Annotated in this window: 23 protein-coding genes and 1 tRNA gene; 15 read left to right on the top strand and 9 right to left on the bottom strand. The window is 62.9% G+C overall.

Annotated features, from left to right (window positions below):
• The first annotated feature begins 71 nt into the window (after positions 1 to 71).
• From GCM43_RS21155 to GCM43_RS21130, 6 genes are all read left to right on the top strand, one after another.
• On the top strand, positions 72 to 1,085 hold the full coding sequence (locus GCM43_RS21155; protein WP_152247869.1) for a 2-dehydro-3-deoxygalactonokinase: 1,014 nt from the start codon (positions 72 to 74) through the stop codon (positions 1,083 to 1,085).
• Positions 1,082 to 2,812, top strand: a complete 1,731-nt coding sequence (araD, locus tag GCM43_RS21150; RefSeq protein ID WP_152247868.1) for an L-arabinonate dehydratase — start codon at positions 1,082 to 1,084, stop codon at positions 2,810 to 2,812. Before GCM43_RS21155 ends, araD (GCM43_RS21150) begins: the two co-directional genes overlap by 4 nt.
• Before the next feature lie 149 nt (positions 2,813 to 2,961).
• Entirely contained in the window at positions 2,962 to 3,855 is an 894-nt protein-coding gene (locus GCM43_RS21145; protein ID WP_152247867.1) for an SMP-30/gluconolactonase/LRE family protein, read from the top strand.
• A 17-nt stretch (positions 3,856 to 3,872) separates the two neighbouring features.
• Positions 3,873 to 4,514: a bifunctional 2-keto-4-hydroxyglutarate aldolase/2-keto-3-deoxy-6-phosphogluconate aldolase gene (locus GCM43_RS21140; protein WP_152247866.1), complete on the top strand. Its 642-nt coding sequence runs from the start codon at positions 3,873 to 3,875 to the stop codon at positions 4,512 to 4,514.
• Between the two features lie 96 nt (positions 4,515 to 4,610).
• Complete coding sequence (locus GCM43_RS21135) at positions 4,611 to 5,033, top strand: CoA-binding protein (protein WP_152247865.1); 423 nt, start codon at positions 4,611 to 4,613, stop codon at positions 5,031 to 5,033.
• Positions 5,030 to 5,872 carry a PPK2 family polyphosphate kinase gene (locus GCM43_RS21130; protein WP_152247864.1) on the top strand — a complete coding sequence of 281 codons (843 nt, stop codon included), beginning with the start codon at positions 5,030 to 5,032 and terminating at the stop codon, positions 5,870 to 5,872. Before GCM43_RS21135 ends, GCM43_RS21130 begins: the two co-directional genes overlap by 4 nt.
• A 12-nt stretch (positions 5,873 to 5,884) precedes the next feature.
• Here GCM43_RS21130 and GCM43_RS21125 read toward each other — a convergent pair whose 3' ends face one another.
• Positions 5,885 to 6,961, bottom strand: coding sequence for an extracellular catalytic domain type 2 short-chain-length polyhydroxyalkanoate depolymerase (locus GCM43_RS21125; RefSeq protein WP_152247863.1), 1,077 nt, complete (start codon positions 6,959 to 6,961; stop codon positions 5,885 to 5,887).
• Positions 6,962 to 7,146: 185 nt separating this feature from the next.
• On the opposite strand from GCM43_RS21125, the gene GCM43_RS21120 reads away from it, so the two are divergent.
• Both GCM43_RS21120 and GCM43_RS21115 read left to right on the top strand, forming a co-directional pair.
• Positions 7,147 to 7,752, top strand: a complete 606-nt coding sequence (locus GCM43_RS21120; RefSeq protein WP_152247862.1) for a glutathione peroxidase — start codon at positions 7,147 to 7,149, stop codon at positions 7,750 to 7,752.
• A 76-nt stretch (positions 7,753 to 7,828) separates the two neighbouring features.
• A complete protein-coding gene (locus tag GCM43_RS21115; protein WP_152247861.1) occupies positions 7,829 to 8,188 on the top strand; it encodes a DUF1428 domain-containing protein in 360 nt (119 codons plus the stop codon).
• Between the two features lie 133 nt (positions 8,189 to 8,321).
• On the opposite strand, the gene pabB is transcribed toward GCM43_RS21115, so the two are convergent.
• The 3 genes from pabB to GCM43_RS21100 form a co-directional block, all read right to left on the bottom strand.
• Complete coding sequence (gene pabB / locus GCM43_RS21110) at positions 8,322 to 10,172, bottom strand: aminodeoxychorismate synthase component I (RefSeq protein ID WP_413770975.1); 1,851 nt, start codon at positions 10,170 to 10,172, stop codon at positions 8,322 to 8,324.
• Positions 10,173 to 10,184: 12 nt separating this feature from the next.
• The gene (gene slmA, locus GCM43_RS21105; protein ID WP_152247859.1) at positions 10,185 to 10,760 is read right to left on the bottom strand and encodes a nucleoid occlusion factor SlmA; all 576 of its coding nucleotides are present in this window, start codon (positions 10,758 to 10,760) and stop codon (positions 10,185 to 10,187) included.
• Between the two features lie 100 nt (positions 10,761 to 10,860).
• Positions 10,861 to 11,589, bottom strand: coding sequence for a pyrimidine 5'-nucleotidase (locus GCM43_RS21100; protein ID WP_152247858.1), 729 nt, complete (start codon positions 11,587 to 11,589; stop codon positions 10,861 to 10,863).
• Between the two features lie 86 nt (positions 11,590 to 11,675).
• Here GCM43_RS21100 and GCM43_RS21095 point away from each other — a divergent pair, with 86 nt between their 5' ends.
• Positions 11,676 to 12,545, top strand: coding sequence for a TraB/GumN family protein (locus GCM43_RS21095; RefSeq protein WP_226929599.1), 870 nt, complete (start codon positions 11,676 to 11,678; stop codon positions 12,543 to 12,545).
• A 332-nt stretch (positions 12,546 to 12,877) separates the two neighbouring features.
• Here the strand turns inward: GCM43_RS21095 and GCM43_RS21090 are convergent.
• Together GCM43_RS21090 and argB are read right to left on the bottom strand one after the other, a co-directional pair.
• Positions 12,878 to 12,952: transfer RNA gene (locus GCM43_RS21090), tRNA-Thr, on the bottom strand.
• A gap of 65 nt (positions 12,953 to 13,017) precedes the next feature.
• Complete coding sequence (argB, locus tag GCM43_RS21085) at positions 13,018 to 13,914, bottom strand: acetylglutamate kinase (RefSeq protein WP_152247999.1); 897 nt, start codon at positions 13,912 to 13,914, stop codon at positions 13,018 to 13,020.
• Positions 13,915 to 14,145: 231 nt separating this feature from the next.
• Between argB and GCM43_RS21080 the strand changes: the two genes are divergently transcribed.
• From GCM43_RS21080 to GCM43_RS21070, 3 genes are all read left to right on the top strand, one after another.
• A complete protein-coding gene (locus GCM43_RS21080) occupies positions 14,146 to 14,349 on the top strand; it encodes a cysteine-rich CWC family protein (RefSeq protein WP_152247856.1) in 204 nt (67 codons plus the stop codon).
• A gap of 117 nt (positions 14,350 to 14,466) precedes the next feature.
• Positions 14,467 to 17,517: a response regulator gene (locus GCM43_RS21075; RefSeq protein WP_226929598.1), complete on the top strand. Its 3,051-nt coding sequence runs from the start codon at positions 14,467 to 14,469 to the stop codon at positions 17,515 to 17,517.
• Positions 17,518 to 17,558: 41 nt separating this feature from the next.
• Positions 17,559 to 18,731, top strand: coding sequence for an HD-GYP domain-containing protein (locus tag GCM43_RS21070; RefSeq protein WP_226929597.1), 1,173 nt, complete (start codon positions 17,559 to 17,561; stop codon positions 18,729 to 18,731).
• Here GCM43_RS21070 and GCM43_RS21065 read toward each other — a convergent pair.
• The 3 genes from GCM43_RS21065 to GCM43_RS21055 form a co-directional block, all read right to left on the bottom strand.
• Positions 18,724 to 19,962, bottom strand: coding sequence for an extracellular catalytic domain type 1 short-chain-length polyhydroxyalkanoate depolymerase (locus GCM43_RS21065; protein ID WP_226929596.1), 1,239 nt, complete (start codon positions 19,960 to 19,962; stop codon positions 18,724 to 18,726). The genes GCM43_RS21070 and GCM43_RS21065 overlap by 8 nt on opposite strands.
• Positions 19,963 to 20,010: 48 nt before the next feature.
• Entirely contained in the window at positions 20,011 to 20,436 is a 426-nt protein-coding gene (locus GCM43_RS21060) for a CopG family transcriptional regulator (RefSeq protein ID WP_152247855.1), read from the bottom strand.
• 193 nt (positions 20,437 to 20,629) lie between these two features.
• A complete protein-coding gene (locus tag GCM43_RS21055; protein WP_152247854.1) occupies positions 20,630 to 21,664 on the bottom strand; it encodes a LacI family DNA-binding transcriptional regulator in 1,035 nt (344 codons plus the stop codon).
• A gap of 362 nt (positions 21,665 to 22,026) precedes the next feature.
• On the opposite strand from GCM43_RS21055, the gene araD (GCM43_RS21050) reads away from it, so the two are divergent.
• The 3 genes from araD (GCM43_RS21050) to GCM43_RS21040 all read left to right on the top strand — a co-directional run bounded on the left by araD (GCM43_RS21050) (position 22,027) and on the right by GCM43_RS21040 (position 25,747).
• The gene (araD, locus tag GCM43_RS21050) at positions 22,027 to 23,694 is read left to right on the top strand and encodes an L-arabinonate dehydratase (protein ID WP_413770977.1); all 1,668 of its coding nucleotides are present in this window, start codon (positions 22,027 to 22,029) and stop codon (positions 23,692 to 23,694) included.
• A gap of 49 nt (positions 23,695 to 23,743) precedes the next feature.
• Complete coding sequence (locus tag GCM43_RS21045; protein WP_152247852.1) at positions 23,744 to 24,556, top strand: HpcH/HpaI aldolase family protein; 813 nt, start codon at positions 23,744 to 23,746, stop codon at positions 24,554 to 24,556.
• A 90-nt stretch (positions 24,557 to 24,646) separates the two neighbouring features.
• Complete coding sequence (locus tag GCM43_RS21040) at positions 24,647 to 25,747, top strand: ABC transporter ATP-binding protein (protein ID WP_152247851.1); 1,101 nt, start codon at positions 24,647 to 24,649, stop codon at positions 25,745 to 25,747.
• Positions 25,748 to 25,789 lie beyond the last annotated feature (42 nt).

Here is a 25,789-nt window from a genome sequence, read left to right as displayed (position 1 = left end):
GTCAGATATGCACCGCAGTTCTAACATGAGGTAGTTTTTACGCCCATTTTACGGATGCTGCAAATCTTCCCATGAATATAATTACCATCGATGCCGGCACCACCAATACCCGCACCTTTCTATGGCGCGACGGCAGTGTCATTGCCACCGCTTCGCAGGAAATCGGCGTGCGCAATACCGCCATCGATGGCCATAACGGCGCGCTGAAACAGGCGCTGCGCGACAGCATCGCCAGCGTACAGGCCCAGGCGGGCCTGAGCAGCAGCCAGGTCGACTTGGTGCTCGCTTCGGGCATGATCACCTCGCCGATGGGCGTGCAGGAAGTGCCGCATCTGCCGGCGCCGGCCGGCGTGGCGCAACTGGCGCACGGCATGCAGGCCGTGGCCCTGCCCGATGTGCTCGACCAGCCGCTGTGGCTGATTCCGGGCGTGCGCAACCAGCATGGCGCCATCGGGTTGCACAATGCCGAAGCGATGGACATGATGCGCGGCGAGGAGACCGAAGTGATCGGCCTGCTCGACCGCCTGCAACTGGGCCAGGCAGCCACCCTGATCATGCCCGGCTCGCATACCAAGCTGGTCAGCGTGGACGAAGACGGCCGCATCCTCGGCTGCGCCACCACCATTGCCGGCGAACTGCTGCAGGCCATCACCCAAAACACCCTGATACGCCAGTCGGTCGACGGCGAATTTGCCGACTCGCTGGTACCGAAAATGCTGCTGGCCGGCGCTGCCGCCGCGCAGAAAACGGGCCTCGCGCGCGCCTGCTTCAGCGTGCGCACACTGGGTCAGTTCGGCGCCGTCGAGCGTAATGAACGCGCCAATTTCCTGATGGGCGCCGTCCTGAGCGGCGACCTGCTGGCGCTGCGCAACAGCAGCGCCATCAAAATGCGGCCCGATACGGCGCTGGTCATTACCGGCAAGCTGATGCTGCGCCAGGCGCTGGCGCTGCTGATCGAAGAACACGGATTTTTTTATGGCAAGCGCATCGTCGTCGACGATGCCCAACAAGCCAATCTGGCGGGCCATGGTGCCCTTTTAATTGCCGCTGAACGCGGCTTGATTTCACAGCAGGAGGCCGCATGAGCGAGCAAAAAAAACAAGGCGTATTACGCTCACAATCATGGTTTGGCGGCGACGACAAGGATAGCTTTATCCACCGTAGCTGGATGAAGAACCAGGGTTACCCCAGCGATGCATTCGACGGCCGTCCGGTCATCGGCATCTGCAACACCTGGTCCGAACTGACCCCATGTAACGCCCACTTCCGCGACCTGGCCGAGATGGTCAAGCGCGGCGTACTGGAAGCGGGCGGCTTTCCGGTAGAGTTTCCGGTCATGTCGCTGGGTGAGACCAATCTGCGTCCGACCGCCATGTTGTTCCGCAACCTGGCCAGCATGGACGTGGAAGAATCGATCCGCGCCAATCCGATCGACGGCGTGGTGCTGCTGACCGGCTGCGACAAGACCACGCCGGCACTGCTGATGGGCGCGGCCAGCGTCGACCTGCCGACCATCGTGCTGTCGGGCGGCCCGATGTTGAACGGTAACTACCGCGGCAAGCCGATCGGTTCCGGCACCGACGTCTGGAAATTCTCGGAAGACGTGCGCGCCGGCCGCATGACATCGGCGGAATTCAAGCAGGCCGAATCGTGCATGTCGCGCTCTTCCGGCCACTGCATGACCATGGGCACCGCATCGACCATGGCCAGCATGGTCGAGTCGCTGGGCGTGACGTTGCCGGGCAACGCCGCCATTCCGGCGGTGGACGCGCGCCGCAAGCTGCAGGCGCAGCTGACCGGCCGGCGCATCGTCGACATGGTCAAGGAAGACCTGAAACTGTCGAAAGTCCTGACGCGCGAAGCGTTTGAAAACGCCATCATGGTCAACGGCGCCATCGGCGGCTCGACCAACGCGGTGATTCACCTGCTGGCCATTGCCGGGCGCATTGGCGTCGACATGCGCCTGTCGGACTGGGACCGCCTGGGCCGCGACATTCCGTGCCTCTTGAACCTGATGCCATCGGGCCAGTACCTGATGGAAGACTTCTACTACGCCGGCGGCCTGCCGGTGATTATCCGTGACCTGCTGGGCAAGATCCACGGCGACGTGCTGACCGTGACCGGCGCCACCATGGCGGTCAACGTGGCCGAAGCGGAAAACTTCAATACCGAAGTCATTACGCCGCTGGCGCAGCCATTCAAGGAAGAAGGCGGCATCGCCGTCCTGCATGGCAATCTGTCGCCACGCGGCGCCGTCATCAAGCCGTCGGCAGCTTCCCCTGAACTGATGCAGCACCGCGGCCGCGCCGTGGTGTTCAACAGCATCGAGCACTACAAGGAGCGCGTGGATGATCCGGCGCTCGATATCGATGCCAGCTGCATCATGGTGCTGCAGAACTGCGGCCCGCAAGGCTATCCGGGCATGGCGGAAGTAGGCAATATGGGCCTGCCGAAAAAACTGCTGGAGCAGGGCGTGCGCGACATGGTGCGCATTTCGGATGCGCGCATGAGCGGCACCGCCTACGGCACCGTGGTGCTGCACGTGGCCCCTGAAGCGGCTGCCGGCGGTCCGCTGGCGCTGGTGCGCGATGGCGACTTCATCGAACTCGACGTCGAAGGCCGCCGCCTGCACCTGGAAGTGTCCGACGAGGAACTGGAACGCCGCCGCGCCGAATGGAAAGCACCGGTACAGACCATGGTCGGCGGCTACCAGTCGATGTATATCAAGCACGTGATGCAGGCCGATGAAGGCGCTGACCTGGACTTCCTGGTCGGTTGCCGCGGTTCGGCCGTGCCGCGCGAGTCGCATTAAGCAATCCGGGCATTGAGCCTGGATCGTAGGTCGGATTAGCGGGGCAAAGCCCCGCGTAATCCGACAACATTGTTGGCGTCAGCGGTGTTGTCGGATTACGGCCCGAAGGGCCTAATCCGACCTACGCACCGAAAAAAAGGAAAAAAATCATGGAGACAAAAGCCGACCTGCTGGTCGATACACAGGATTTCCTGGGTGAGGGCGTGCGCTGGTGCGAGCAGAGCGGGCGCGTGTTCTGGACCAATATCGAAGGCGCCAAGCTGCATGCCTTGACGCTGGCCACCGGCGTGCGCGAGACCTGGATCATGCCCGAGCGCCTGGCCTGCTTTGCCTTGACCGCCGATGAACACATCCTGCTGCTGGGCCTGGCCTCGCGCCTGGCCTGGTACGATCTGCGCAGCGGCGCCGTCACCACCTTGCACGAGGTGGAAGCTGACCTGCCGATGACGCGCCTGAACGACGGCCGCTGCGACCGTCAGGGCCGCTTTGTGTTCGGCACGCTCGACGAGCGTCCATGCCGCGAAAGCATCGGCAGCTTTTATCGCCTCAATCTGGATCTGAGCCTGGAGCGCCTGCCGCTGCCAGGTATCGCCATTTCCAACAGCATCAGCTTCAGCGTCGATGGCCAGGCCATGTATTTCTGCGACTCGATGAAGCCGGTGATCCATCGCTGGGACGACTATCTGGGCGGCGACGCCAGTACCGTACGCGTATTTGCCCACCTGCCTGAAGGCCCCGGCGCTGCCGATGGCGCCACCATCGATGCCGACGACCACCTGTGGAGCGCGCAGTGGGGCGCCGGCGCCGTGCTGCGCTTTGCACCGGACGGCAGCGTGCAGCAGCGCGTGACGCTGCCGGTGTCGCAGCCGAGCTGCGTGAGCCTCGGCGGCCCCGCTTACGACGAATTGTTCATTACCACCGCGCAGGAAAACCTGACGCCCGAGCAGCTTGCTGCCGAACCGCTGGCCGGTGGCCTGTTCCATGTGCGCCTGCAGGGCGTGCGCGGCTTGCCGGAAATGCGCTTTGGTGCAACCCCGGCGTAACCATTAAAGGAAAAACTATGTTGAAGCAAAACCTGTTTCAGGCCATCGTTGAACGCGGCATGGTCGGCATCGTGCGTGCCGATTCGCCGGAGGCTGCCGTTGCCATCGCCGAGGCCTGCATCGCCGGCGGCGTGACCGCGCTGGAAGTGGCCTTTACCACGCCCGACACGCTGGGCGTGCTGCGCACCTTGCGCGAGCGTCATGGCAAGGATGTCCTGCTGGGCGCCGGCACGGTGCTGGACCCGGAAACGGCGCGCGCGGCGATTCTGGCCGGCGCCCAGTTCATTATTTCGCCAGGCGTCAATGTCGCCACCATCGAAGTGTGCCAGCGCTACCAGGTACTGGCCATGCCGGGCGCCATGACGCCGACCGAAATCGTTACCGCCTTGCAAGCCGGCGCCGACATCGTCAAGGTATTCCCGGCCGAGATGTTTGGCCCGTCCTATATCAAGGCGCTGCGCGCGCCGCTGCCACAGGCGCCGTTGATGCCGACCGGTGGCGTGACGGTCGACAATCTCGGTGAATGGTTTGCCGCCGGCGCGCTGGCCGTGGGTATCGGCAGCAGCTTGAGTGGCCCCGGCGCCAAAGGCGACTATGCGGCCGTGACGGCGCGCGCCAAAGAGTTCGTGGCGCAGATGCAGAAGGTGCGCGGCGTTTGACGCTGTATCTATCCTGTCAGCCATCTGGCTAGCTCCGGTATTGGACGCAATCTGCTACGCTAGGCCTGCAATGTTGCACGCTTAACTCTGCTTACCATGTCCAATATCGCCCAACTGCTGCAAGAGAGCCGCATTATCGCCATCGTCGGCCTGTCCGACAAACCCGAACGCGCCAGCAATGAGGTTGCCGCCTACCTGCTGGCCTGCGGCTACCGTATCCTGCCCGTCAATCCTGCCCTGGCCGGGCGTGAAGTGCTGGGCCAGCGCGCCTACGCCAGCCTGCAAGAGGCGGCCGACGCCGTCGCACCCGAACGCATCGATATCGTCGACTGCTTCCGCCGCTCCGAAGAGATCGTGCCGATTGCGCATGACGCCATCGCCGTGCAGGCGCGCTGCCTGTGGATGCAGCTCGAAGTGGTCAACGAGGAGGCGGCGCAGCTGGCGCGCGCGGCCGGGCTGGACGTGGTGATGAACCACTGCCTGAAAATCGAGCATCGCAAACTGGAGGCGGCAGCATGAAAGTGCGCACCCAATTTCGCGCCGGCAGCGACTTCAAGATCGACGAGGACTATGCCGGCAAGCGCCTGCTGGGCGCCGCCACCAAGTCCGCCAACAAGAAACTGACGCACGCCCAGTGCAAGGCGCTCGACCGCGAGGAAACCGTGGCGCTGGCCGCGCAGATTGCCGAGTGCCAGAGCATGCTGTATGCGCAGCACCAGAAAAAAGTGCTGCTGGTGCTGCAGGGCATGGACACCTCGGGCAAGGACGGCACCGTCAAGGCGATTTTCTCGAACATCAACCCGATGGGCATCCGCGCGGTGGCCTTCAAGGGCCCGACCGATATCGAGCTGGCGCACGACTATCTGTGGCGCGTGCACCAGCATGTGCCGGTCAAGGGCGAGATCGCCATCTTCAACCGCAGCCATTACGAAGATGTGCTGATCACGCGCGTGCAGAACATGATCGACAAGGCCGAATGCCAGCGCCGCTACGCGCATATTCGCGACTTCGAGCGCATGCTGAGCGAAACGGGGACGGTAATACTGAAGGTGTTCCTGCATATCTCCAAGGACGAGCAGCGCAGCCGCCTGCAGGAACGCCTCGACGATCCCGACCGCCAGTGGAAGTTCGACCCGAACGATATCGCCCAGCGCAAGAAATGGGACGACTACCAGCGCGCCTATGAAACGGCGATCCGCGAGACCGACACCGACCATGCGCCGTGGTACGTGGTACCGGCCAACTCCAAGACCCAGCGCAACCTGATCATCGCTTCGCTGCTGCTGGAAACGCTGCAGTCCATGAAGCTGCATTACCCCGAACCGGACGCCAAGCTCTCGTCGTTCAAGGTGGTGTAAGGGCAGTGCGGCTCAGCGCGTGCCGCGGCGCGCGCCGAGCCGGTCCAGCATGGCCTTGACGGCCGCCATCTGGGTGCCGTCCTTGCGATAAAAATCGGGCGCCAGTGGGTTGATGCTGGTATAGCCCCAGAAGTCCCAGCAGCCCTTGGGGTTGTACGGATAGACCGGACTCGGCTCGGCCTGCGGATAGAGCACGATAATGCGGTTGCTGTCGGCGATCTGGTTGTAGCCGGTGCCGGTCACAAAACGCATGCCGATGGCCTGCGTGGTTTGCAGGCAACCGTGAAACGCCACATGCACGCGGCAGCTTTCGCGGTTGCATGCGTCGGGCACATAGGCGTAGCCGGTATTGCTCATGCTGGAATACGAACTCCTGATGAAATTGCGCTGGTTAAAGGCGATCAGCTTGCCGCCCAGCGCCGCCGCTGGCGGCTTTAGCTCCGGGTAAAGATGCTGCAGCAGCGCCTGCGACTGCATGAAGCCGCAGTTGTTGATAAACGGCGACTGCGTCTGGTCGCAGGCTGCATCCTCGCGGCTGTCGGTCACAATCGCATGGCCTGCCGCCACGTTGTCGACCAGGCGCACCTGCGCCGCCGGCGTGCCGGCCAGTTGGTAAAACCGCGCCACCTGCTCGACCACCGCTCGCGTGACGGTGCGGTCGCGCGTGCCGCTGAACAGATAGATGCGCTGGCGCTGCAGGTTGGCGGTGTCGTCGATCAGCTTGTCACGCGCAAAGTCGTGCGCGGCTTTCAGCAGCTCGCTGGCGACCGGCGGCGCCACCTGCGCCTCGGCCGGATTCATGCAGGTGGTCAGTGCATTGTTCAGATAAGCGATAAACGGAAAGCGCCCGGGCTGGCTGGCGCAGTAGAACGGCCCGCCGGCAACAATCCCGGCACCGCTGACGGTGGCCGAATAGGCAACGGCAAACTGCGCCGCCATAAAGGCACCCGACGACAGGCCGGACACCGTGGTTTGCTGCAGATCGGCCTGCAGGGCGGGTAGGGCAGCGACCTGCGCGCCGGGTGCGGCCAGCGCCAGGCTGCCGGCCAGCAGCATGCCGGCGGCGCTTACAAGACGGGAAGAAGACATGGCGAACTCCTTGCGGACAATGGCAGGAAAGCCGAGCATAGGCAGAAAAAATATCTGATAGGAAAGTATCGCCTGATTTTTGCGCTGGCTCAAGCATGGGCGCGCCATGGGTGCGCATGGGTGCACGATACGCCGCTGTGGTGTTTGGCATAGAATGCTTTTTTACCCATTTACCTGGTGCTCCCATGTCCAAGACCCTTGCTCACCTGTTTGCCCTGACCGCCGTCAGCGCCGGCGCCATGCTGGCTGCGCCGGCCTTTGCCGCGCAACCGGCCGCCGCTGCTGTCACCACCGCTGCGGCGCCTGTCGCCTGCCCTGCGATCCTCAAGCAATCTTTCAACCGCCTGCAGGATGAAGCGCCGCAGAACTTGTGCCAGTACGCGGGCAAGGTAATCCTGGTGGTCAATACGGCCAGTTACTGCGGCTTTACCAAGCAGTATGAAGGCCTTGAAGCGCTGTATGGCAAATACGGCAGCAAGGGCCTGGTGGTGCTGGGCTTCCCGTCGAACGACTTCGGCAACCAGGAGCCGGGCAACAGCAAGGAAATTTCCGACCTGTGCTACAACACCTATGGCGTGAAATTCCCGATGTTTGCCAAGTCGGTGGTATCGGGTTCCACCCCCAATCCCTTCTACGCAGAGCTGATCAAGCAGACCGGCAAGACCCCGGCCTGGAACTTCCACAAATACCTGATCGACCGCAACGGCAAGGTGATCGAGAGCTTCCCGAGCAAGGTCACGCCGGAAGACAAGCGACTGGTCGGCGCGGTGGAAAAAGCGCTGGCATCGTAATTCATCGCTTGTCGCCGTGCCATCGCTGTTCTAAGCTGGGTGCTGGGTTCCACTTCTGAATAACCAGGAGGACAGCATGGCGTATGTCGATGGATTTGTGGTGCCGGTGCCGGTACACCGTCTCGATGATTATCTGGCGATGTCGCGCATCTGCGGTGCCGTCTGGCGCGAATACGGCGCGCTCGAGTTCCGTGAATGCGTGGCCGACGAAGTCAGTCCCGGCAAACTGACCTCCTTTCCGCAGGCGGTCGACCTGCAGGAAGGCGAACTGGTGGTGTTTTCCTGGATCGTCTATCAATCGCGCGCCCACCGCGATGAAATCAAGGACAAGGTCATGCAGGACCCGCGCCTGGCCGGCATGATGGATGCGGCCACGCTGCCGTTTGACGGCAAGCGCATGATCTATGGCGGGTATGAGATGCGTGTCGATCTTTGAGCGGTTGGTCAGGCGATGCGGCATCAGGGACAGTTGCGTAGGTCGGATTAGCGGGGCGAAGCCCCGCGTAATCCGACAACATTGTTGGCGTCTGCGATGTTGTCGGATTACGGCCCGAAGGGCCTAATCCGACCTACCGTGTCAAGACCAGCTCGGCTGTCAGCGCCCCGCGCAGCGCATTGCACACCACGATCTGCTGCGCCTGCGCCAGCATGGCGCGGGTGATCACGCTTTCCTGTGCATCCCAGGCCGGGTCGGCCAGCATGGCGGCGCGCTGCACGCCGGGCAGCAGGCCGCACGACAGCGGCGGCGTGTGCCAGCGGCCCTCAAGCCTGACAAACACATTGCTGCGCCCGCCCTCGGTCAGCTCATCGCGCTCGTTAAAGAACAGCATGTCGAAGCAGCCTTGCGCTTCGGCGGCGCGCCAGGCGGCGTCGTAGCGCGCACGCACGCTGCTTTTATGGCGCAGGAACAGGTTGGCTGAATCGGTCGCCTCGGGCGCCAGCATGACCCTGAGCGTGGCCGGCAAGGGCGCCAGCGCACCGCTTTGCAGATGCAGGCTGCCATCCTGGCGCAGCGCCAGGCGCAACCGGAACGGCGCGTCGTCCTCGTGCGCGGCGCAGGCCGCGTGCAGCGCCGCGCTGGCCTCTTGCGCATCCCAGGCAAAGCCGAAGTAGCCAGCCGATGCGGCCAGTCGCGCCAGATGGCGCTCTGCGTGGCGGCAGCCTTCCTGGCGGCTCGCATGGAGGGTTTCAAACAGCTCGAAGTCGTGGCCCAGGCCCGTCAGGAAGCGCGCCTTCAACTGGCATTCGGCAAATTCGTCGGCAGCGACGCTGTCGAGCACGATGCCGGCGCCGACGCCCATTTCGCCGCGTCGCATGCCATCATGTACGTCGTCGGTTGGTGGCTGCAGGCTCAGCGTACGGATCGGTACCGACAGGCAGAAGTCGCCGATGGCCTGCGCGCTGTCCGCGGGCAGCGGGTCGAACCAGCCGATCGCGCCGGTATAGATGCCGCGCGGCGCCGGTTCGAGTTCGGCGATAATTTCCATGGTGCGCCGCTTGGGCGCGCCGGTAATCGAGCCGCACGGGTACAGCGCCCGGAACAGCTCGGCCAGGCTGGTATCGCGTCGCAGGCGCGCCTGCACGGTGGACGTCATCTGCAGCACGCTGCTGTAACGCTGCACCTCGAACAGCGCCGGTACGGTGACCGAGCCGGTTTCGGCGATGCGGCCGATATCGTTGCGCAGCAGGTCGACGATCATCAGGTTTTCAGCGCGGTTTTTCGGGTCAGCCGCCAGCGCCTGTGCGAGCTGCGCATTTTCCTGCATCTCGCTGGCCGGCGCAGCCGGTGCCGTGCCCTTCATCGGCCGCGCCGTCAGCTCGCCCTGCGCATGGCGCACGAACAGTTCGGGCGACAGCGACAGCACGGCTCCGCCATCGGGCAGCATGATCAGCGCGCCATACGGCACCGGCTGGCGGGCACGCAGGCGCGCGTACAGCGCGGCGGGCGCACCAAAGGCGTCAAAGCGCAGGCGGTAGGTGTAATTGACCTGGTAGGTGTCGCCGGCCACGATATAGTCGTGGATGCGATCGAGCGCCTGCGTGAAGTCGGCCTCGCTGACATTGGCGCTGATGTTGGCGATACCGGCCGGCTGGGCATCGGTGGCCGCCTGCTGCGCCAGCCACTGCGCCACCTCGATCGCGTTCAGATGGCGGCACTCGCGAAACAGCAGCACCTGCGCCAGCGGCGGGCTATTGCTGGCAGGCGGGTGCGTCGGCATGGCCAGCAGATGCGCGCCCAGTTCATAGCTGCAGACGGTGACCGCATGCAGGCCCTGGCGCAAAGCTGCCTGCAGATCGTCCAGCAGCGCCGGCCATTCGTGCGCCTGCCTGCACTGCAGGCTGCCCGCCAGCTGCGTGTACAGGCGCGAGGCGGCGCCTGGCGCAGCGGCGTCGTCAAGCAGCGCGTAGCAGGGCGTCACGATATGGCCAGGTCAGCCCAGCAGCATGGCGATTTGCAGCGCCGCGTCCTGGGACGGGTTGATCTTGAAGCCGCTCTTGGCATAGCGGTGCCAGCGGCCGATCACGAAGCTGACCAGCATGGTGGCGCGCGGTCCGACTTCGTTTTCCTTGCCATGGCCTTCAGATACGGCCACGCGCAAAGACTGCTTGAGCGCCAGTTCCACGCGGTCGTAGAACTGGTTCATGCGTACTTGCAGTCGCTCGTCTTCATTGACCAGCGCGTCACCGATCAGCACGCGCGTCATGCCCGGATTGCTGATGGCGAAGTTGAGCAGCATGCCGACAATGTCGCGTGTTTGCGACAGTCCGTCATCGTGTTTTTCCGTAATCTGGTTAATCAGCCCGAACACACTCGACTCGATGAACTCGATCAGCCCTTCGAACATTTGCGCCTTGCTGGCGAAATGGCGGTACAGGGCCGCTTCGGAGACCGTCAGTCTGGCGGCCAGTGCGGCGGTGGTGATTTTTTCGCCTTTCGGCTGTTCCAGCATTGCGGCGAGGGCCTGAAGAATCTGTAGCCTGCGTTGGCCCGGCGGTGTGCTTGCCATATTTTCTCTTGTAGTTAAAAAAAATGCTGCCTTGTTGCGGGTTCACAACCGCCGCTAGCGGTCTGCCGCCGGGGTTCAACCGGTGGCCATGAAGTCCGCTTCAGCGCAGGCGGTGAAGGCGGCGTGCCAAATGCCGGACAGATTTTACTTTGACATCGACGTAAGCGGGGCGATTTAACGCTTTTGGCAAGCGCGCCGCACCGATCGGATCGGCCATTTTCAGGTATTGCGTGACCCACGCCGTGCGCAGACCGAGTTTTTTGGCTCCCTTCAGATTGGCCAACGTATCTTCCACCAGAATGCACTGACTGGGCCGCAAGCGGTGCTTGCGCATCAGCTTGCGCAGCATCAGCGTCGACGGCTTGGGCCGCAGCTGGCGGTGCACGTGCATCGATTCGATGGCCACATGCTGGTCAAAATGGCGGCGCAGGCGCAAGTGGCGCATCACGTCGCTCGAATAGCGCAGCGGCGCATTGGTCAGCAAGATCTTGCGTCCGGGCAGGCGGCGCAGCAGCGCGTTCAGTCCGCGTTCGGCCTGGATCATCGACGTCAGGTCGTCAAACGCATGCGTCTCGCTGAGAAAGTGTGCGGCCTGCACCTGGTGGTGCCGCACCATGCCCAGCAGGGTCGCACCATAGCGGCGCCAGTAATGCTTGCGCGCCGCGTTGACGATATCGTCGCTGGCCGGCGTGACGCCGTCACCGAGCACACGCGCAATATAGATGTTCATATTGGCGGTGATGAGCGGGAAGATGGCGTGCGAGGCGTTGTGCAGCGTGTTATCGAGGTCGAACAACCAGACTGGCGACGAGCGGTTAAGATGGGGCACGAGAGTCTTTAGCTAGCAATATGAAAAATTCAACGATCAAAAAAACCATGCGACGCCAGATTATAGTGATGTTCTGCGGATTATTCTTGCTGCCCTTGCAGCATGCTGTTGCCGAGGCGCCGCCGGCAGCCGTCAACCGCGGCGCACTGTTCAAGGTGCAGCAGGCCAATCACACCCTGTATCTGTTTGGCACCATTCACGTGGGTGCGCCCGATTTTTATCCGCTCGAGCCGACCGTCACGCGCGCCTTGCGCGAAGCTGGTGCGCTGGCGCTGGAGGTCGATCCGCTCGGCGACCAGCGCGCCGGCCTAGCCGCCGTGCTGAAATATGGCATCGATGCGCCCGGTGCCAAAGTAGCGCCGGACTGCCGCCAGACGCTGGCGCCGCGCCTGGCCCCGCTGTTGCAGAAATACGGCTTGCAGCCCACAGCAACGGCGCTGATGAAGCCGTGGATGCTGGCCAGCGTGCTGGCCATCGGCGAATTTTCCACGCTGGGTTACAGCCCCACGCTGGCGGTCGACAGCTATCTGTCGAAACAGGCCAAGGCGCATCGGATCCCCATCGTGGAGCTTGAATCGATGGACAGCCAGATGGCGCTGTTTGGCGCCATGACTACTACCGACCAGTGCCGCTTCCTTGAGGACGGCCTCGATTCGATCGAAGCGCAGCACCAGAGCGACGAAGCGCGCGAAATCGCCCAGGCCTGGCGCACCGCCGACCAGGGTGCCCTGGAGCGCATTGCCGCCACCGCCGAACAGGACCCGTCCTACGCCGCCCAGTTCGTGCAAAAAGTCCTGCTCGACGGTCGCAATCCCGCCCTGGCCGACGGCATCGCCCGCCTCTTGTCGCGCGAAACACACAGCCTTGCCGCCATCGGCGTCTTGCACCTGGTTGGCAATAATAGCGTCCCTAAGCTGCTGCAGCAAAAGGGATTGAAGGTAGAGCGGGTTTATTGATTTATTGAGAAGCACTAAAAACAGCGGGCCGGAGACGCGAGCCTGACAAAATGCCGATGGCGGCGTTGCAGCTCCTCGCCGTACTGGCGTACTGTCTTCGTCGCTGCGCCTTGCCCTCGACATTTTTCAGGCCCGCTTGGCCCGGTATGCCTGTGCCAACGACTGGTGTTCTATAGGTTTCGCGGGTGTGCCTAGGGTGCCGGGCGCTAACTCAAGTGGCAAAGTAGATGAAAAACTGTTCAGTGCAAGGCGCATTGTCGAAGACAGTACGAATGTACGGCGAGACAATGCAACGCAGTCATGGACGATTTTCAGATACGGACCGAAGTCACTGGTGCCCTTGACGTGGATTGAACACGTGGCCTCTCCCTTACCAAGGGAGTGCTCTACCACTGAGCTACAAGGGCAAACAAAAGCGGCGCCTGTGGAGTGCGCCGCTGATTCAATCGCAACGATTTGCGATGAATTATTTTTAGTGCGAACGGATCATAGTACCAAAAGCCTGCTCGGTCAACACTTCCAGCAACAAAGAGTGCTCGATGCGGCCATCGATGATGTGTACCGTGTTCACGCCGGACTTGGCGGCGTCGAGTGCGGACGAGATTTTTGGCAGCATGCCGCCCGAAATCGTGCCGTCGGCGAACATCTCGTCGATCTCGCGCGCCGACAGATCGGTCACCAGATTGCCCTGCTTATCCTGCACGCCGGCGATATTGGTCATCATGATCAGCTTTTCGGCTTTCAGGATTTCCGCGATCTTGCCTGCTACCACGTCGGCATTGATGTTGTAGGCCTGGCCGTCCTGGCCAAAGCCGATCGGCGAGATAATCGGAATAAAAGCGTCGTCCTGCAGCGCCTTGACCACGGCCGGATTGATGGCGTCGATCTCGCCGACAAAACCGATGTCGAGGAATTGGCCCGGTTTTTCACGGTCCGGCATCTGCATGCGGCGCGCGCGGATCAAGCCGCCATCCTTGCCGGTCAGGCCCACTGCCTGGCCGCCGTAGTGGTTGATCAGCATGACGATATCCTGCTGCACTTCGCCGCCCAGCACCCACTCGACCACTTCCATGGTTTCTTCGTCGGTAATGCGCATGCCCTGCACGAAGGTGCCTTGCTTGCCGATTTTTTTCAGCGCATTGTCGATCTGCGGTCCGCCGCCATGCACCACCACCGGGTTCATGCCGACCAGTTTCAACAGGATCACGTCGCGCGCGAAACCGTGCTTGAGGCGCTCGTCGGTCATGGCGTTGCCACCGTATTTGATGACGATGGTCTTGCCGTGGAAATTGCGGATATAAGGCAGGGCCTCGGCCAGAATCTGCGCCTTGATTTGTGGCGACACCGCCGTCAAGTCGTCATCGTTCATGCCCAGGTTCAAATTAGCTAGTTGATTCATGGCGAGTCCGGAAAAAAGATAGATGCGATTTTACAGCGAAGAGGAAAACCACGGAGGCATTATAGGCCGTTCCTGTTGTATTTTCCCCGGCGTTCCTATAGTCTGGCCCGATATGCGCATCAACCAGCCTTTTTACCGCCAGTTACATCTGCATCGCAGGGCCAGTGGCGGCGATGCATTGTCGTTTGAAACGTGCCAGGCATGAGCCAGTGCAGCCGTTGCGGCGCCGCCTTTCAATGCGGCCAGACCGATCCGCAAGCGACACAAGCCTGTTGGTGCATGGCCTTGCCGCCAGCTGTGCCCGTGCCGGTGCCGGCATCGGTAACTGCCGGTTGCTGGTGCCCGGCCTGCCTGCATGCGCATATCGCCAGTCTGGCCGACAAGGCGCCGCCATCGCCGGCGTAACTCTCCACGCACGACCTGCAACAGCGGTTTTCCTTGCGTTTCTTTATGCATGTCATTGCGCGCAGCAGGGCAGGGCAGTCAGACTTCGCTTTCAAAAGTTACCGCAAGGAAATAAATATGATGCGTTTCACGGATATCCGGATTGGTGTGCGCATCAACGCCGGCTACGCCATTCTGATTGTGCTGATGCTGGTGGTGATTGCCCTTGCCGGCAGCCGCATTTATGAGATCCGCGCTGAAACCGACGATATCCTGCAGCGCGAATGGGTAGCGGCCAAGGCCACCAGCAAAATCCATTCGATGTCGCGCGAGGCGGCCACGCGTATCGTCAACCTGCCGCTCAAGCAGAGTACGCCGCTGCAGCAGGAAAACCAGGCGCGCCTGGAAAAGATCAAGCTGGGCATCGACGCCCAGATGCGTATCCTCGAAGGGTTGGCCACGCGGGCCGAAGAACGCCGCCTGCTGCTGCAGATACAGCGCGCGCGCGCCGATTATTTCGTTTCGCTCAAGCAGGTTTTTGCCCTGGTGGCGCGCGGTGAACATGCCGCAGCCGAACAGGCCATGCGCCGTATCGCGCTGCCGGTGCTGGAACAGGTGCTGCTGTATGTCGGCCAGCTGGACGTCTTGCAGCAGCAGCAGATTACCGACAGCGCAGCGAAGATCCGCAGCGATATCGATACGTCCTTGCTGCTGATGGGCGGCATCGGCCTGGCCGCATTGCTGGTGGGCCTGGCGTTTGCCTGGTCGGCCCGTTCCATTACGCGTCCGCTGGGGCAGGCGGTGGCGATTGCCACGCGCGTGGCCAATGGCGACCTGACTTCTGTCATCGAGGTCAATTCGCGCGACGAAACCGGCGAATTGATGCAGGCGCTGAAAAACATGAGCACCAGCCTGGCCGTCGAGCAGGACCTGCGCCATGCGGTCGAGGTGGCCGAAGACGCCACCAAGATGAAGTCCGACTTCCTGGCCAATATGTCGCATGAAATCCGCACGCCGATGAACGGCATTATCGGCATGACCCACCTGGCGCTGCAGACCGAGTTGACGCCGACCCAGCGCAACTATCTCGACAAGGTGGAGTCGGCGTCGAAAAACCTGTTGGCCATCATCGACGACATCCTCGATTTTTCCAAGATCGAGGCCGGCAAGATGACCTTCGAGCGGGTCGATTTTTTTCTGGAAGACGTACTGGCGCAGATTGCCGACCTGTCCGTCATGCGGGCCCAGGACAAGGGCCTCGAACTGCTGTTCGACGTGGCGGCCGACGTGCCGCACGCCTTGCAGGGCGATCCGCTGCGCTTCGGCCAGGTGCTGATCAACCTGACCAACAACGCCATCAAATTTACCGACAAGGGCGAGATCGTGGTCACCATCCGCCTGCAGCAGCTCGAACAATCGGCGGCCCTGCTACGGGTCGATGTGCGCGATACCGGCATTGGCTTGACGCCGTCCCAGCGCAGCAAATTGTTCCAGGCCTTTACGCAGGCCGACACTTCGACCACGCGTCACCACGGCGGCACCGGCCTGGGCCTGACCATCAGCAAGCGGCTGGTGGAAATGATGGAGGGCGACATCGGCCTGGAAAGCGAAGCGGGCGTGGGCAGCACCTTCTTTTTCACGGCACGCTTCGGCCTGGCCGCCGTGCGCCGCGACGCCTTGCCCGTGCCCGGACAGTTCAAGGGCCAGCGGGTGCTGGTGGTGGACGACAACGCCAGCGCGCGCGACATTTTTGTCAGCATGCTGGCCGCGCTGGGCTTCGAGGCGCGCGCGGTGGCCAGCGGCGCGCTTGCCGTGCAGGCGGTGGCGCAGGCGCGCAGTGAAAGCCGGCCGTTCGGCCTGTTGCTGATGGACTGGAAAATGCCCGGCCTGAACGGCCTCGATACGCTGGCCGCCATCCGCCGCGAGGCGCCCGGCATCGACGCCACGCCGGCCTGCATCATGGTCACCGCCTTTCACCGCGACGCCTTGCTGGAGGCAGCGCACCAGCGCGAGTTGCCGCTCGACGGCGTATTGAACAAGCCGGTCAGCGCCTCGACCTTGCTCGACCAGATCGCCTTCGTGTTTTGCGGCGTGAAGGGTGACAGCCGCCAGACGCAGCGCCAGAGCAGCTACAAGGAAGACGAACGCGCCCTGCGCGGTGCCTGGCTGCTGCTGGTGGAAGACAACGAAGTGAACCAGGAAGTGGCGCAGCAGATCCTGAGCGACGCCGGCATCCGTGTGGATATCGCCGGCAACGGCGCCATCGCACTGGCGAAAATCGCCGAGAATGACTATGACGGCGTGCTGATGGACTGCCAGATGCCGGTGATGGACGGCTACCAGGCCACGCGCAAGCTGCGCCAGGATGCGCGCCATTCAAGCCTGCCGGTGATTGCCATGACGGCCAACGCCATGGTCGGCGACAAGGAAAAATGCCTCGACGCCGGCATGAACGACTTTATCGCCAAGCCGATCGACGTGGCGCAGCTGTTTGGCACGCTGGCGCGCTGGATTGCGCCGGCTGCGCCGCAGGAAGCGGCGGCTGCCGTGGCGCAGCCGGAGGAGCAACTGCCCGTCATTGCGGGCCTGAAGCTGAACGAAGCGCTGCGCCGCGTGGGCGGCAATGCCGGATTGATGCGAAAATTGCTTGATCGTTTTGTGGCAACGCAGTTCGACGCCATGCTGCGCATCGCGGCGGCGATTGAAAACAACCAGCTGGAAACGGCGATTCGCGAAGCCCACACCCTCAAGGGACTGGCCGGCAATATCGGCGCCAGCGGCCTGGCCGACAGCGCAGCACGGATCGAGCACCTGCTCAGCCTGGGCTCGCATGACGGCCTGCGCCAGGCGCTCGACGCCTGCGCGCTGGCGTTGGACGAACTGGTGCCGAAGATTGCGCTGGCGCTGCAGGGACAGGCGCAGGCGCGCCAGGTGCAGCCGGAAGCCGTGGCGCCAGGCGGCACGCTTGACCGGGTGCAGCTGATCGAGGGCCTGCGCGAGTTGTTCCAGCTGCTGCAGCAGGACGATGCGCAGGCGATCAGGCATCTTGAGCGCCTCGGTCCGCAACTGGTAGCCGCCGGCCTGGGCGAACATGCGCGGCAATTGAAGCGCATGCTGGGACAATATGATTTTGAAGGCGCCCTGGCGCAGCTGGCCGAGGTGGCCGCCGCGCTGGACGTCACACTGTGACGTTCGCAGGCGAGAACAGACATGAACAGCAAAGGAGCGGCATGAACATGCTGACCGAAAAGCCCGTCGGCAAGAGCACCATCCTGGTGGTCGACGATACGCCTGACAATATCGATCTGCTGCGCGCCGTGCTCGAAGACGAGTACCGCACCAAGATCGCAGTCAACGGCGAGCGTGCTTTGAGAATCGCTGCCGGCAGCGACCAGCCCGACCTGATCCTGCTCGACATCATGATGCCGGGCATGAGCGGCTATGACGTGTGCCGTGCGCTCAAGGCCGATCCGCATACGGCCGGCATTCCGGTCATTTTCGTCACCGCCATGGGTGAAGTAGCGGACGAACAGCTGGGACTGGCGCTGGGCGCCGTCGACTACATTACCAAGCCGATCTCGGCGCCACTGGTGCTGGCGCGCATCAAGACCCAGCTGGGCATGAAGCGCATGCAGGACTTCCTGCGCGATCAGAACCAGTACCTGGAAAGCGAAGTGGAGCGGCGGGTACAGGAAGTGGCGGCGCTGCAGGATGTGACGATCCACGTGATGGCCTCGCTGGCCGAAACGCGCGACACCGAAACGGGCAACCATAGCCGCCGTACCGCGTACTACCTGCGCGCGCTGGCACAGCAGGTACGCCATTTGCCGCGCTTTCGCGACTTTTTGACCGATAAAAATATCGACATGCTGTTCAAGACGGCGCCGTTGCACGATATCGGCAAGGTCGGCATTCCCGACCATATCCTGTTGAAGCCCGGCCGCTACGAACCGCATGAAATGGAGATCATGAAGACCCATACCACGCGCGGGCGCGACGCCATCGAGGCGGCTGAACGCGAGCTGGGCATCGAGGTCGATTTCCTGCGCCACGCCAAGCAGATCGCCTACAGCCACCATGAAAAATGGGACGGCAGCGGCTATCCGCAAGGGCTGGCTGGCGAGGCCATTCCGATTTCCGCGCGTCTGATGGCGCTGGCCGATGTGTATGACGCTTTGATCAGCCGGCGCATCTACAAGGACGGTATCAGCCACCAGGAGGCGGTGCGCATGATCGTGGAGGGGCGCGGCACGCATTTCGACGCCGAGATCGTCGACGCCTTTTTGCAGATACAGGACCAGTTTGTTGCGATTGCCGAACGCTATGCCGATGGCGCCAGCGAAATCCATGACAAGCAGCGCCGGATCGCGCCGTTTGCCGGCCAGACTACTACCCTCAGCTGACGGTGCTGAAAAAGCGCATCATTTCGCGGCTGGCGTCCGGTCCCTTGCCATCGGTATAGCTGCCGGCGTCGCTGCCGCCGGACCAGGCGTGGCCGGCGCCGTGGATGACCCAGTATTCGCCCAGCGGCGAGCCGTCGGCCTGGCGCTGCGTGGTGCGCGTATAGCGGTAGCCGTTGGGCACGCTGCCGTCCACCGACGCTGCGCTGGCCTGGCCGCTGCCGTCCTGGCTGCGCACGCCCTGGGCAAACACTTCATCGCCATTGCGCAGGTTGACGGTGTTGTCGCGGTCGCCGTGAAACACGATGATCGGCACGCCGCCGGCCGGCGCCTGGCGGCCAGCTTTGGGCATGGCGCCGCCCTTCATCGCCGACAGCGCCGACGGCAGGTCCTGCGCCGAGGCGAACGGCAACCCCGAATGCACGCCAACGGCGGCAAACAGCTCCGGATACAGCGTGCCGACAATCACCGCCATGGCGCCGCCAGCCGACAGGCCGGCGATAAATACTTCACGCTCGTTGACCGGATACTGTTCGATGATCTGCTGCGCGATGCCGGCAATGATCGACGGCTCGCCCTGGCCGCGCTGCTGGTCAATCGCGTTGAACCAGTTCCAGCAGCGCGAACTGTTGGCGCCCTGGGTTTGCGCTGGATAGACCACAAAACACTGCTGCTCTTCGGCCACCGCGTTCATCTGCGTGCCGGCGGCAAAGTCGTCGGGGTTTTGCGTGCAGCCATGCAGCATCACCAGCAGCGGCATGGCCTGGCCGTGGTAGCTGCTGGGGATATACAGCTTGTAGCTGCGCGTGCCGGCATGGTTGCTGAACTGGCCGTCGATAAATTGCGCGCCTTCAGGCAGTGGTGCGGCAGGCGTGGCGCTGCCAAAACCGGGCGCCTGGAAGCTGGGCATCTCGAACGGCTGCTTGCCCAGGCGCGACATGAAGTCCTGGGCAAATGCCTGCGCTGCCTGGGCCGGCGTGGCGGCTTGTGCCGGTGCTTCATCCACCGCAGGTTTGTCTGAAGCGCCCGCTGGCGGCGGATTGATATCGCGCATCTGCGGCTGTGCCGTGGAAGAGCCCGGCGATGGTGTGGCGGCAGGTGCCGGCATCAGCCCTGCAGCAGACAGTGCCTGCTGGATCGCTTCGGTGGCGCTACCTGCGCCCTGGTTCATCAGCTTGCTGGTGGCGGCGCGCATTTGCGCCATCATGTCATGCATATTGTGCGGTTGTTTCATGGCCGTCCTTAACGGTTGCGCAGCAGGTTGCCTTGGCCTCACCTGCTGCTAGTGTATGCGCCCTGCCAGGGCTGTCTTGAGCACGCTGCTCGCTTGCAGCGCGCCCAATACGAAAATCGATTCGATGGTGGCCAGCGCCAGTTCCACCGACACATCGCTGGCAATACTGGCCATGCCCAGCACCTGGATCTGCAGGCGCTGGCCAGCCGCCTGGATCGCCTCCAGGTCGGCGCGTGAATAGTGCTGCATGCCCAGCACCAGACTGCGCCGCGCCACGGTCTGCTTGACCACCTCGGCATGGTTAGCGAGCTGGTTGCGGATGGCCGTGCGAATCAGATCGCTGCGGTTCGAATAAAACCCTTCCTGCACCAGCAGATCGATCTGCCCCAGGTCGATCAGACCCAGGTTGATGGTGATTTTTTCCGATTCGGCGATCTTCGGCTTGGTCTCGGCGATGCTGTTTTGCTTGCTCATGGTGCTCCTGATAATCCATGTGGCATCCAATTGCCATCTGTATGGATGGTATTTTAGTCCTGAAATATTAAGAGTCAAGCCGTTTCTGTAGGTGTTCAGGCCGTCTGCGCGTCATCTTGCAGCGCGTAAAGATAAGGGGAGTGGATGGCCAGGTGCGCAGCTGTCGTACAAACGCCACAGCTGCAGGCATGGCTTATGCGCTGGCGCGCACGATCAGTTCATAGGCCAGCGGCGCCGGCTGGGCCGTCGCCTGGTCGGCCGGCAATTCGCCCAGCCGCTGCAGGATGGCCAGCGCCGCCAAGCGACCGATTTCATAGCGCGGAACGCGGATGGTGGTCAGCCCCGGCGTGATCTTTTCCGAGGCGGGGAAGTCGCCAAAGCCGGCAATGGCGCAGTCTTCGGGCACGCGGATGCCCATGCGGGCAGCCTGGTAGATGGCGCCGGCAGCCATATTGTCGTTGGCAAAAAACAGCGCGTCTGGCCGTTCTGCGCGCGCCATCTGCTCGCTGAACGCCTGTTCGCCGGCGTCGAGCGGCGCGCCCTGCAGCGACTGCACGATTTGCGGCGCCAGGCCCAGTTCGCGCATCGATTCCTCATAGCCCTGGGCGCGCTGGCGCGCGCGAAAGTCGCTGCTGATACTGCTGGCGACGTAGACGATGCGGCGGTAGCCTTGCGCGTACAGGTATTGCGTCATCTCGCGCCCGGTGGCGATATGCGAAAAGCCGATTTGCGGATAGGGACGGTCGGCCTGGATATCCCAGGTTTCAATCACCGGTATCTTCAGTCCGGCCAGCAGCGCTTCGGTGGCCGGGCTATGGGTGGCCCCGGTCAGTACCAGCGCGCGCGGCAGCCAGCCGAGAAAGGCCTTGACGATTTTTTCCTCGGTCTCGCTGGAGTAGTCGTGCGTGGCCAGCAGCAGCTGGTAGTTGTGCTGCGAGAGGGTGGTCGACAGGCCCTGGATGGTTTCTGCAAAAATCGAGTTCGAGACGCTGGGCACGATGGCGCCAACGATGCGGCCCTGCGTCGATGCCAGGCCGCCGGCCGCCTCATTGCGGATATAACCCAGTTCATCGATGGCCTTCCTGATGCGCTCGCGCACTTCCTGCGATACGCGCTCGGGCTGCTTGAAATAGCGCGAGATGGTAATGGCCGACGTTTCTGCCAGCTTGGCCACGTCAAACACGGTACTGCGGCCAAGGCCGCGCCGCTTGCGTGCGGTTTCAGTCATGAGTGCTGCTTTCGTAAAAATCGGACCAGCACCGCGCTGGCGAGGCTGGTCGTTGGAAATTCCAGCCGGAAATTATCTCATTTGTAATCATGCAGGAAGTGTACTTCGAACAGCGAAAACCGGTCATTTGCTCGCAATTTTTATCTGCATCAAATTGATTGACAAGCCGGATCGATTCAATTTATATTTCGCTGTCGCCACAATGTTAGCGCTAACAAGCGCTAGCGACAAGACCCGAGACAGTGCTAACGCCCAGCCATACGCAGTTGGCCGCGCACACGATAAAAGGAATTATTTTGAGCTCAACTTCCCGCCGCACGCTCGAATCGCTGCGCAGCCAACGCTGGCTGGCGCCTGACGACATGCGTTCGTTCGCTCACCGCCAGCGTCTGCAGCAGATGGGCTTGCGCCGCGATGAGTTCCTGAACCGGCCTGTGATTGCCATCATCAATACCTGGAGCGACCTGTCGCCGTGCCATGCGCATTTGCGCGAGCGGGCCGAGTCGGTCAAGCGCGGCATTCTGCTCGCCGGCGGTTTCCCGGTCGAACTGCCGGCACTGTCACTGGGCGAGGTCATGGTCAAGCCCACCACCATGATCTACCGCAATTTCCTGGCGATGGAAGTGGAGGAACTGCTGCGTTCGCTGCCGATCGACGGCGCGGTGCTGCTGGGCGGCTGTGACAAGACCACGCCGGGCATGCTGATGGGCGCCATCAGCATGGATATTCCCGCCATTTTCTGCCCGGCCGGCCCCATGCTCAACGACCGCTATCGCGGCCAGAGCGTGGGCGCTGGCACGCATACCAAGAAATTCTGGGACGACTACGTGGCCGGCGATATCGCCAAGCCCGAGTGGATCAAGCTCGAAGCGAAGATGACGCGCTCGCCCGGCACCTGCAACACCATGGGCACGGCCAGCACCATGACCTCGATCGTCGAGGCGATGGGCTTTACCTTGCCTGGCGCGACCAGCATTCCGGCCATGGACTCGAACCATGTGCGCATGGCCTCGCAGTGCGGCGAACGCATTGTCGAGATGGTGTGGGAAGACCTGAAGCCGTCGCGCTTTTTCAACCACGCCTCGCTCAACAACGGCGTGGCGGCGTATATGGCGCTGGGCGGCTCGACCAATGCCGCGATCCACCTGATCGCCATCGCCGGACGCGCCGGCATGACGCTGTCGCTCGATGAAATGGATGCGATGGCGCAGAAGGTGCCGGTGATCGCCAACCTGTTCCCATCGGGCGACAAGCTGATGGAAGACTTCTTCTTTGCTGGTGGCATGCCGGCACTGCTCAAGGAAATCACGCCGCTGCTCGATTTGACGGCGCTGACAATCACTGGCCGCAGCCTGGGCGAAAATATCGCCGACGCCGTCTGCCAGGATGACAATGTGATCCGCAACGTGTCGCAACCGGTGGCTGATGGCGCCGCGCTGGCGGTCCTGCGCGGCAATCTGTGCCCGGCCGGTGCCGTCATCAAGCCGTCGGCTGCCAATCCGAAGTACTTCAAGCATCGCGGCCCGGCGTTGGTGTTCGATTCGAATACCGAGATGCTGGCGCAGATCCATGCGCCTGACCTCGAGGTCGATGAGAACACGGTGCTGATCCTGCGCAACGGCGGCCCGATTGGCGCGCCCGGCATGCCCGAATGGGGCAACCTGCCGGTGCCGAAAAAGCTGCTGCAGCAGGGCATCCGCGACATGGTACGCATATCCGATGCGCGCATGAGCGGCACCCATTACGGCACCTGCGTGCTGCACGTGACGCCCGAAGCGGCGGTTGGCGGGCCGCTGGCACTGGTACGCAACGGCGACATGATCGAACTCGATATCGCTGCCCGCACGCTCAACATGGACGTGTCGGACGAGGAACTTGCGCGCCGCCGCGCCGAGTGGCAGGCGCCCAAGCAGAAATATGCGCGCGGCTACACCAAGCTGTACCTGGAGCACGTGACGCAGGCCGACCAGGGCTGCGACCTGGACTTCCTGCTTGGCAATGCCGAAACACCCGAACCGCCGATCTTTTGAAGCGCGCCGCAGCTCGCGGCCGACCAGACTTACTGACAACAGGAACAGCATGGATATCTTGACCAATCCTTTCCGCACCCAACTGGCCGAGCAGGCCGTGCCGCTGGGCAGCTGGCTGATGGCCGGCACCCCCGTCACTGCCGAAGCCATGGGCTGCGCCGGCTTCGACTGGCTGGTGCTGGACATGGAACACGTACCGATCGACTACCAGGATGCCTACCATATCCTGCAGGCGCTGGGCGGTACGCCGGCCGCGCCGGTGCTGCGCCTGGCCTGGAACGATCTGGTGCAGGTCAAGCGCGCGCTCGATATCGGCGCGCAGACATTGATGTTCCCGTTCGTGGAAAATGCCGACGAAGCGCGCCGCGCCGTCGCTTCGACCCGCTATCCGCAGCCGGGCCAGGCGATTGCCGGCACGCGCGGCTTCGCCGCCATGCACCGCGCCAGCCGCTATGGCACGCTGGCCGACTACACCGGGCGCGCCAACAGCGCCGTATTTTCGATTATCCAGCTTGAAACGCCGGCCGCGCTGGCGCAATTGGAAGAGATTGCCGCCGTCGACGGCGTCGATGCCCTGTTTGTCGGCCCTGGCGACCTGTCGGCCGCACTGGGCCACCTGGGCAATATCGCCCATCCGGAAGTGCAGGCAGCGATTGCCGACGCGGCGCGCCGTGCGCGCGCGCTCGGCAAGCCGATCGGCATCGTCGGCCCCAACCCGGAAATGGTGCAGACCTTTATCGGCTATGGTTACGATTTCGTCGCCATCGCTTCCGACATGGGCATGATGATGCGCCAGGCGAATGCCTTTATCTCCGCCCTGAAGCCGGCACTGGCCAGGAGCATCGATACGGGCGTGTATTAATCAGCTTAGCGCGTTGTACTAAACAGCAGTAGCAGGCAGCAAGGCCAAGGCGCGACGACGTCGCGCCTGCAGAACATAATGGAGACAAGCATGTCAGGTGTAAAACTGGAAAAAGTCGTCAAGCGGTACGACAACGGCGTCGAAGTCATTCACGGCATCGACCTGGAAATCAGGAAGGGCGAATTCGTCGTCTTCGTGGGCCCGTCCGGCTGCGGCAAGTCGACCTTGATGCGCATGGTAGCCGGCCTGGAGTCGATCACCGGCGGCACTATCTCGATCGAAGGCCAGGTAGTCAACGACCTGCCGCCGCGCGAGCGCGATATCGCCATGGTGTTCCAGGATTACGCGCTGTATCCGCACAAGACCGTTTTCGACAACCTGGGTTTCGGCCTCAAGCTGCGCAAGTTCCCGAAGGCGGAAATCGAGCAGCGCGTGCGCGCTGCTGCCGCTATCCTGAAGATCGAGCACCTGCTTGAACGCAAGCCACGTGCCCTGTCGGGCGGCCAGCGCCAGCGCGTGGCCATGGGCCGCGCCATCGTGCGCCAGGCCAGGCTGTTCCTGTTCGACGAACCGCTGTCGAACCTGGACGCGCTGCTGCGCTCGGAAATGCGCACCGAGATCAAGAAGCTGCACCAGCGCATCGGCGCCACCACCATCTACGTCACGCATGACCAGGTCGAGGCGATGACGCTGGCCGAGCGCATCGTGGTGCTCTCGGGCGGCAATATCATGCAGGTTGGCACGCCTGATGAAATCTACAACCAGCCGGTGTCGAAATTCGTGGCCGGCTTTACCGGCTCGCCACCGATGAACTTCCTGGCCGCCACCATCGGCAGCAACGCCGGCCAGGCAGAGATTGTGCTGGGCAAGGCGCGCCTGGCGCTGCCGGCTGCTTCGCAGGCAGCCTGCAGCAAGCTGGCCGGGCGCAGCGTGGAATTCGGCATCCGTCCGGAGGACATTTCGCTCGAAGCCATGGGCGCGTCCGATGCCGAACTGGCCGCCACGGTGGTGGTGGTCGAGCCACTGGGCGCCGAAACGCTGGTGATCTTCCAGTGCGAAGGCGGCGAAATGACGGCGCGCCTGCCGCCGACCTTTGCCTTGAAGCCGGGGCAGCAGGTCACGGTGCGTCTGGACATGGAAAAGTTCCACCTGTTCGACCCGCAGGGCGGCGCGGCGCTGCCATCCAAATAAGCCAGGCCACAGGCCGGCACCATTCCAATCAGGAGACAACAC

Source organism: Janthinobacterium aquaticum (assembly GCF_009208565.1).
Classification (GTDB): Bacteria; Pseudomonadota; Gammaproteobacteria; order Burkholderiales; family Burkholderiaceae_D; genus Janthinobacterium.
Note: the sequence above shows the minus strand (reverse complement) of the source record. Positions and strands in the feature narration are given on the sequence as shown.

Bases quoted from the DNA above. Each gene is read 5' to 3' on its own strand.
- slmA (WP_152247859.1), bottom strand. From the start codon at position 10,760: ATGGCAAGCACACCGCCGGGCCAACGCAGGCTACAGATTCTTCAGGCC.
- GCM43_RS21130 (WP_152247864.1), top strand. From the start codon at position 5,030: ATGAAAGTGCGCACCCAATTTCGCGCCGGCAGCGACTTCAAGATCGAC.
- GCM43_RS21060 (WP_152247855.1), bottom strand. From the start codon at position 20,436: ATGAGCAAGCAAAACAGCATCGCCGAGACCAAGCCGAAGATCGCCGAA.
- GCM43_RS21125 (WP_152247863.1), bottom strand. From the start codon at position 6,961: ATGTCTTCTTCCCGTCTTGTAAGCGCCGCCGGCATGCTGCTGGCCGGC.
- argB (WP_152247999.1), bottom strand. From the start codon at position 13,914: ATGAACGATGACGACTTGACGGCGGTGTCGCCACAAATCAAGGCGCAG.
- GCM43_RS21120 (WP_152247862.1), top strand. From the start codon at position 7,147: ATGTCCAAGACCCTTGCTCACCTGTTTGCCCTGACCGCCGTCAGCGCC.
- GCM43_RS21155 (WP_152247869.1), top strand. From the start codon at position 72: ATGAATATAATTACCATCGATGCCGGCACCACCAATACCCGCACCTTT.
- GCM43_RS21065 (WP_226929596.1), bottom strand. From the start codon at position 19,962: ATGAAACAACCGCACAATATGCATGACATGATGGCGCAAATGCGCGCC.
- araD (WP_152247868.1), top strand. From the start codon at position 1,082: ATGAGCGAGCAAAAAAAACAAGGCGTATTACGCTCACAATCATGGTTT.
- GCM43_RS21080 (WP_152247856.1), top strand. From the start codon at position 14,146: ATGAGCCAGTGCAGCCGTTGCGGCGCCGCCTTTCAATGCGGCCAGACC.
- GCM43_RS21140 (WP_152247866.1), top strand. From the start codon at position 3,873: ATGTTGAAGCAAAACCTGTTTCAGGCCATCGTTGAACGCGGCATGGTC.
- GCM43_RS21070 (WP_226929597.1), top strand. From the start codon at position 17,559: ATGAACATGCTGACCGAAAAGCCCGTCGGCAAGAGCACCATCCTGGTG.
- GCM43_RS21040 (WP_152247851.1), top strand. From the start codon at position 24,647: ATGTCAGGTGTAAAACTGGAAAAAGTCGTCAAGCGGTACGACAACGGC.
- araD (WP_413770977.1), top strand. From the start codon at position 22,027: ATGCGTTCGTTCGCTCACCGCCAGCGTCTGCAGCAGATGGGCTTGCGC.
- GCM43_RS21135 (WP_152247865.1), top strand. From the start codon at position 4,611: ATGTCCAATATCGCCCAACTGCTGCAAGAGAGCCGCATTATCGCCATC.
- GCM43_RS21055 (WP_152247854.1), bottom strand. From the start codon at position 21,664: ATGACTGAAACCGCACGCAAGCGGCGCGGCCTTGGCCGCAGTACCGTG.
- GCM43_RS21145 (WP_152247867.1), top strand. From the start codon at position 2,962: ATGGAGACAAAAGCCGACCTGCTGGTCGATACACAGGATTTCCTGGGT.
- GCM43_RS21115 (WP_152247861.1), top strand. From the start codon at position 7,829: ATGGCGTATGTCGATGGATTTGTGGTGCCGGTGCCGGTACACCGTCTC.
- GCM43_RS21045 (WP_152247852.1), top strand. From the start codon at position 23,744: ATGGATATCTTGACCAATCCTTTCCGCACCCAACTGGCCGAGCAGGCC.
- GCM43_RS21075 (WP_226929598.1), top strand. From the start codon at position 14,467: ATGATGCGTTTCACGGATATCCGGATTGGTGTGCGCATCAACGCCGGC.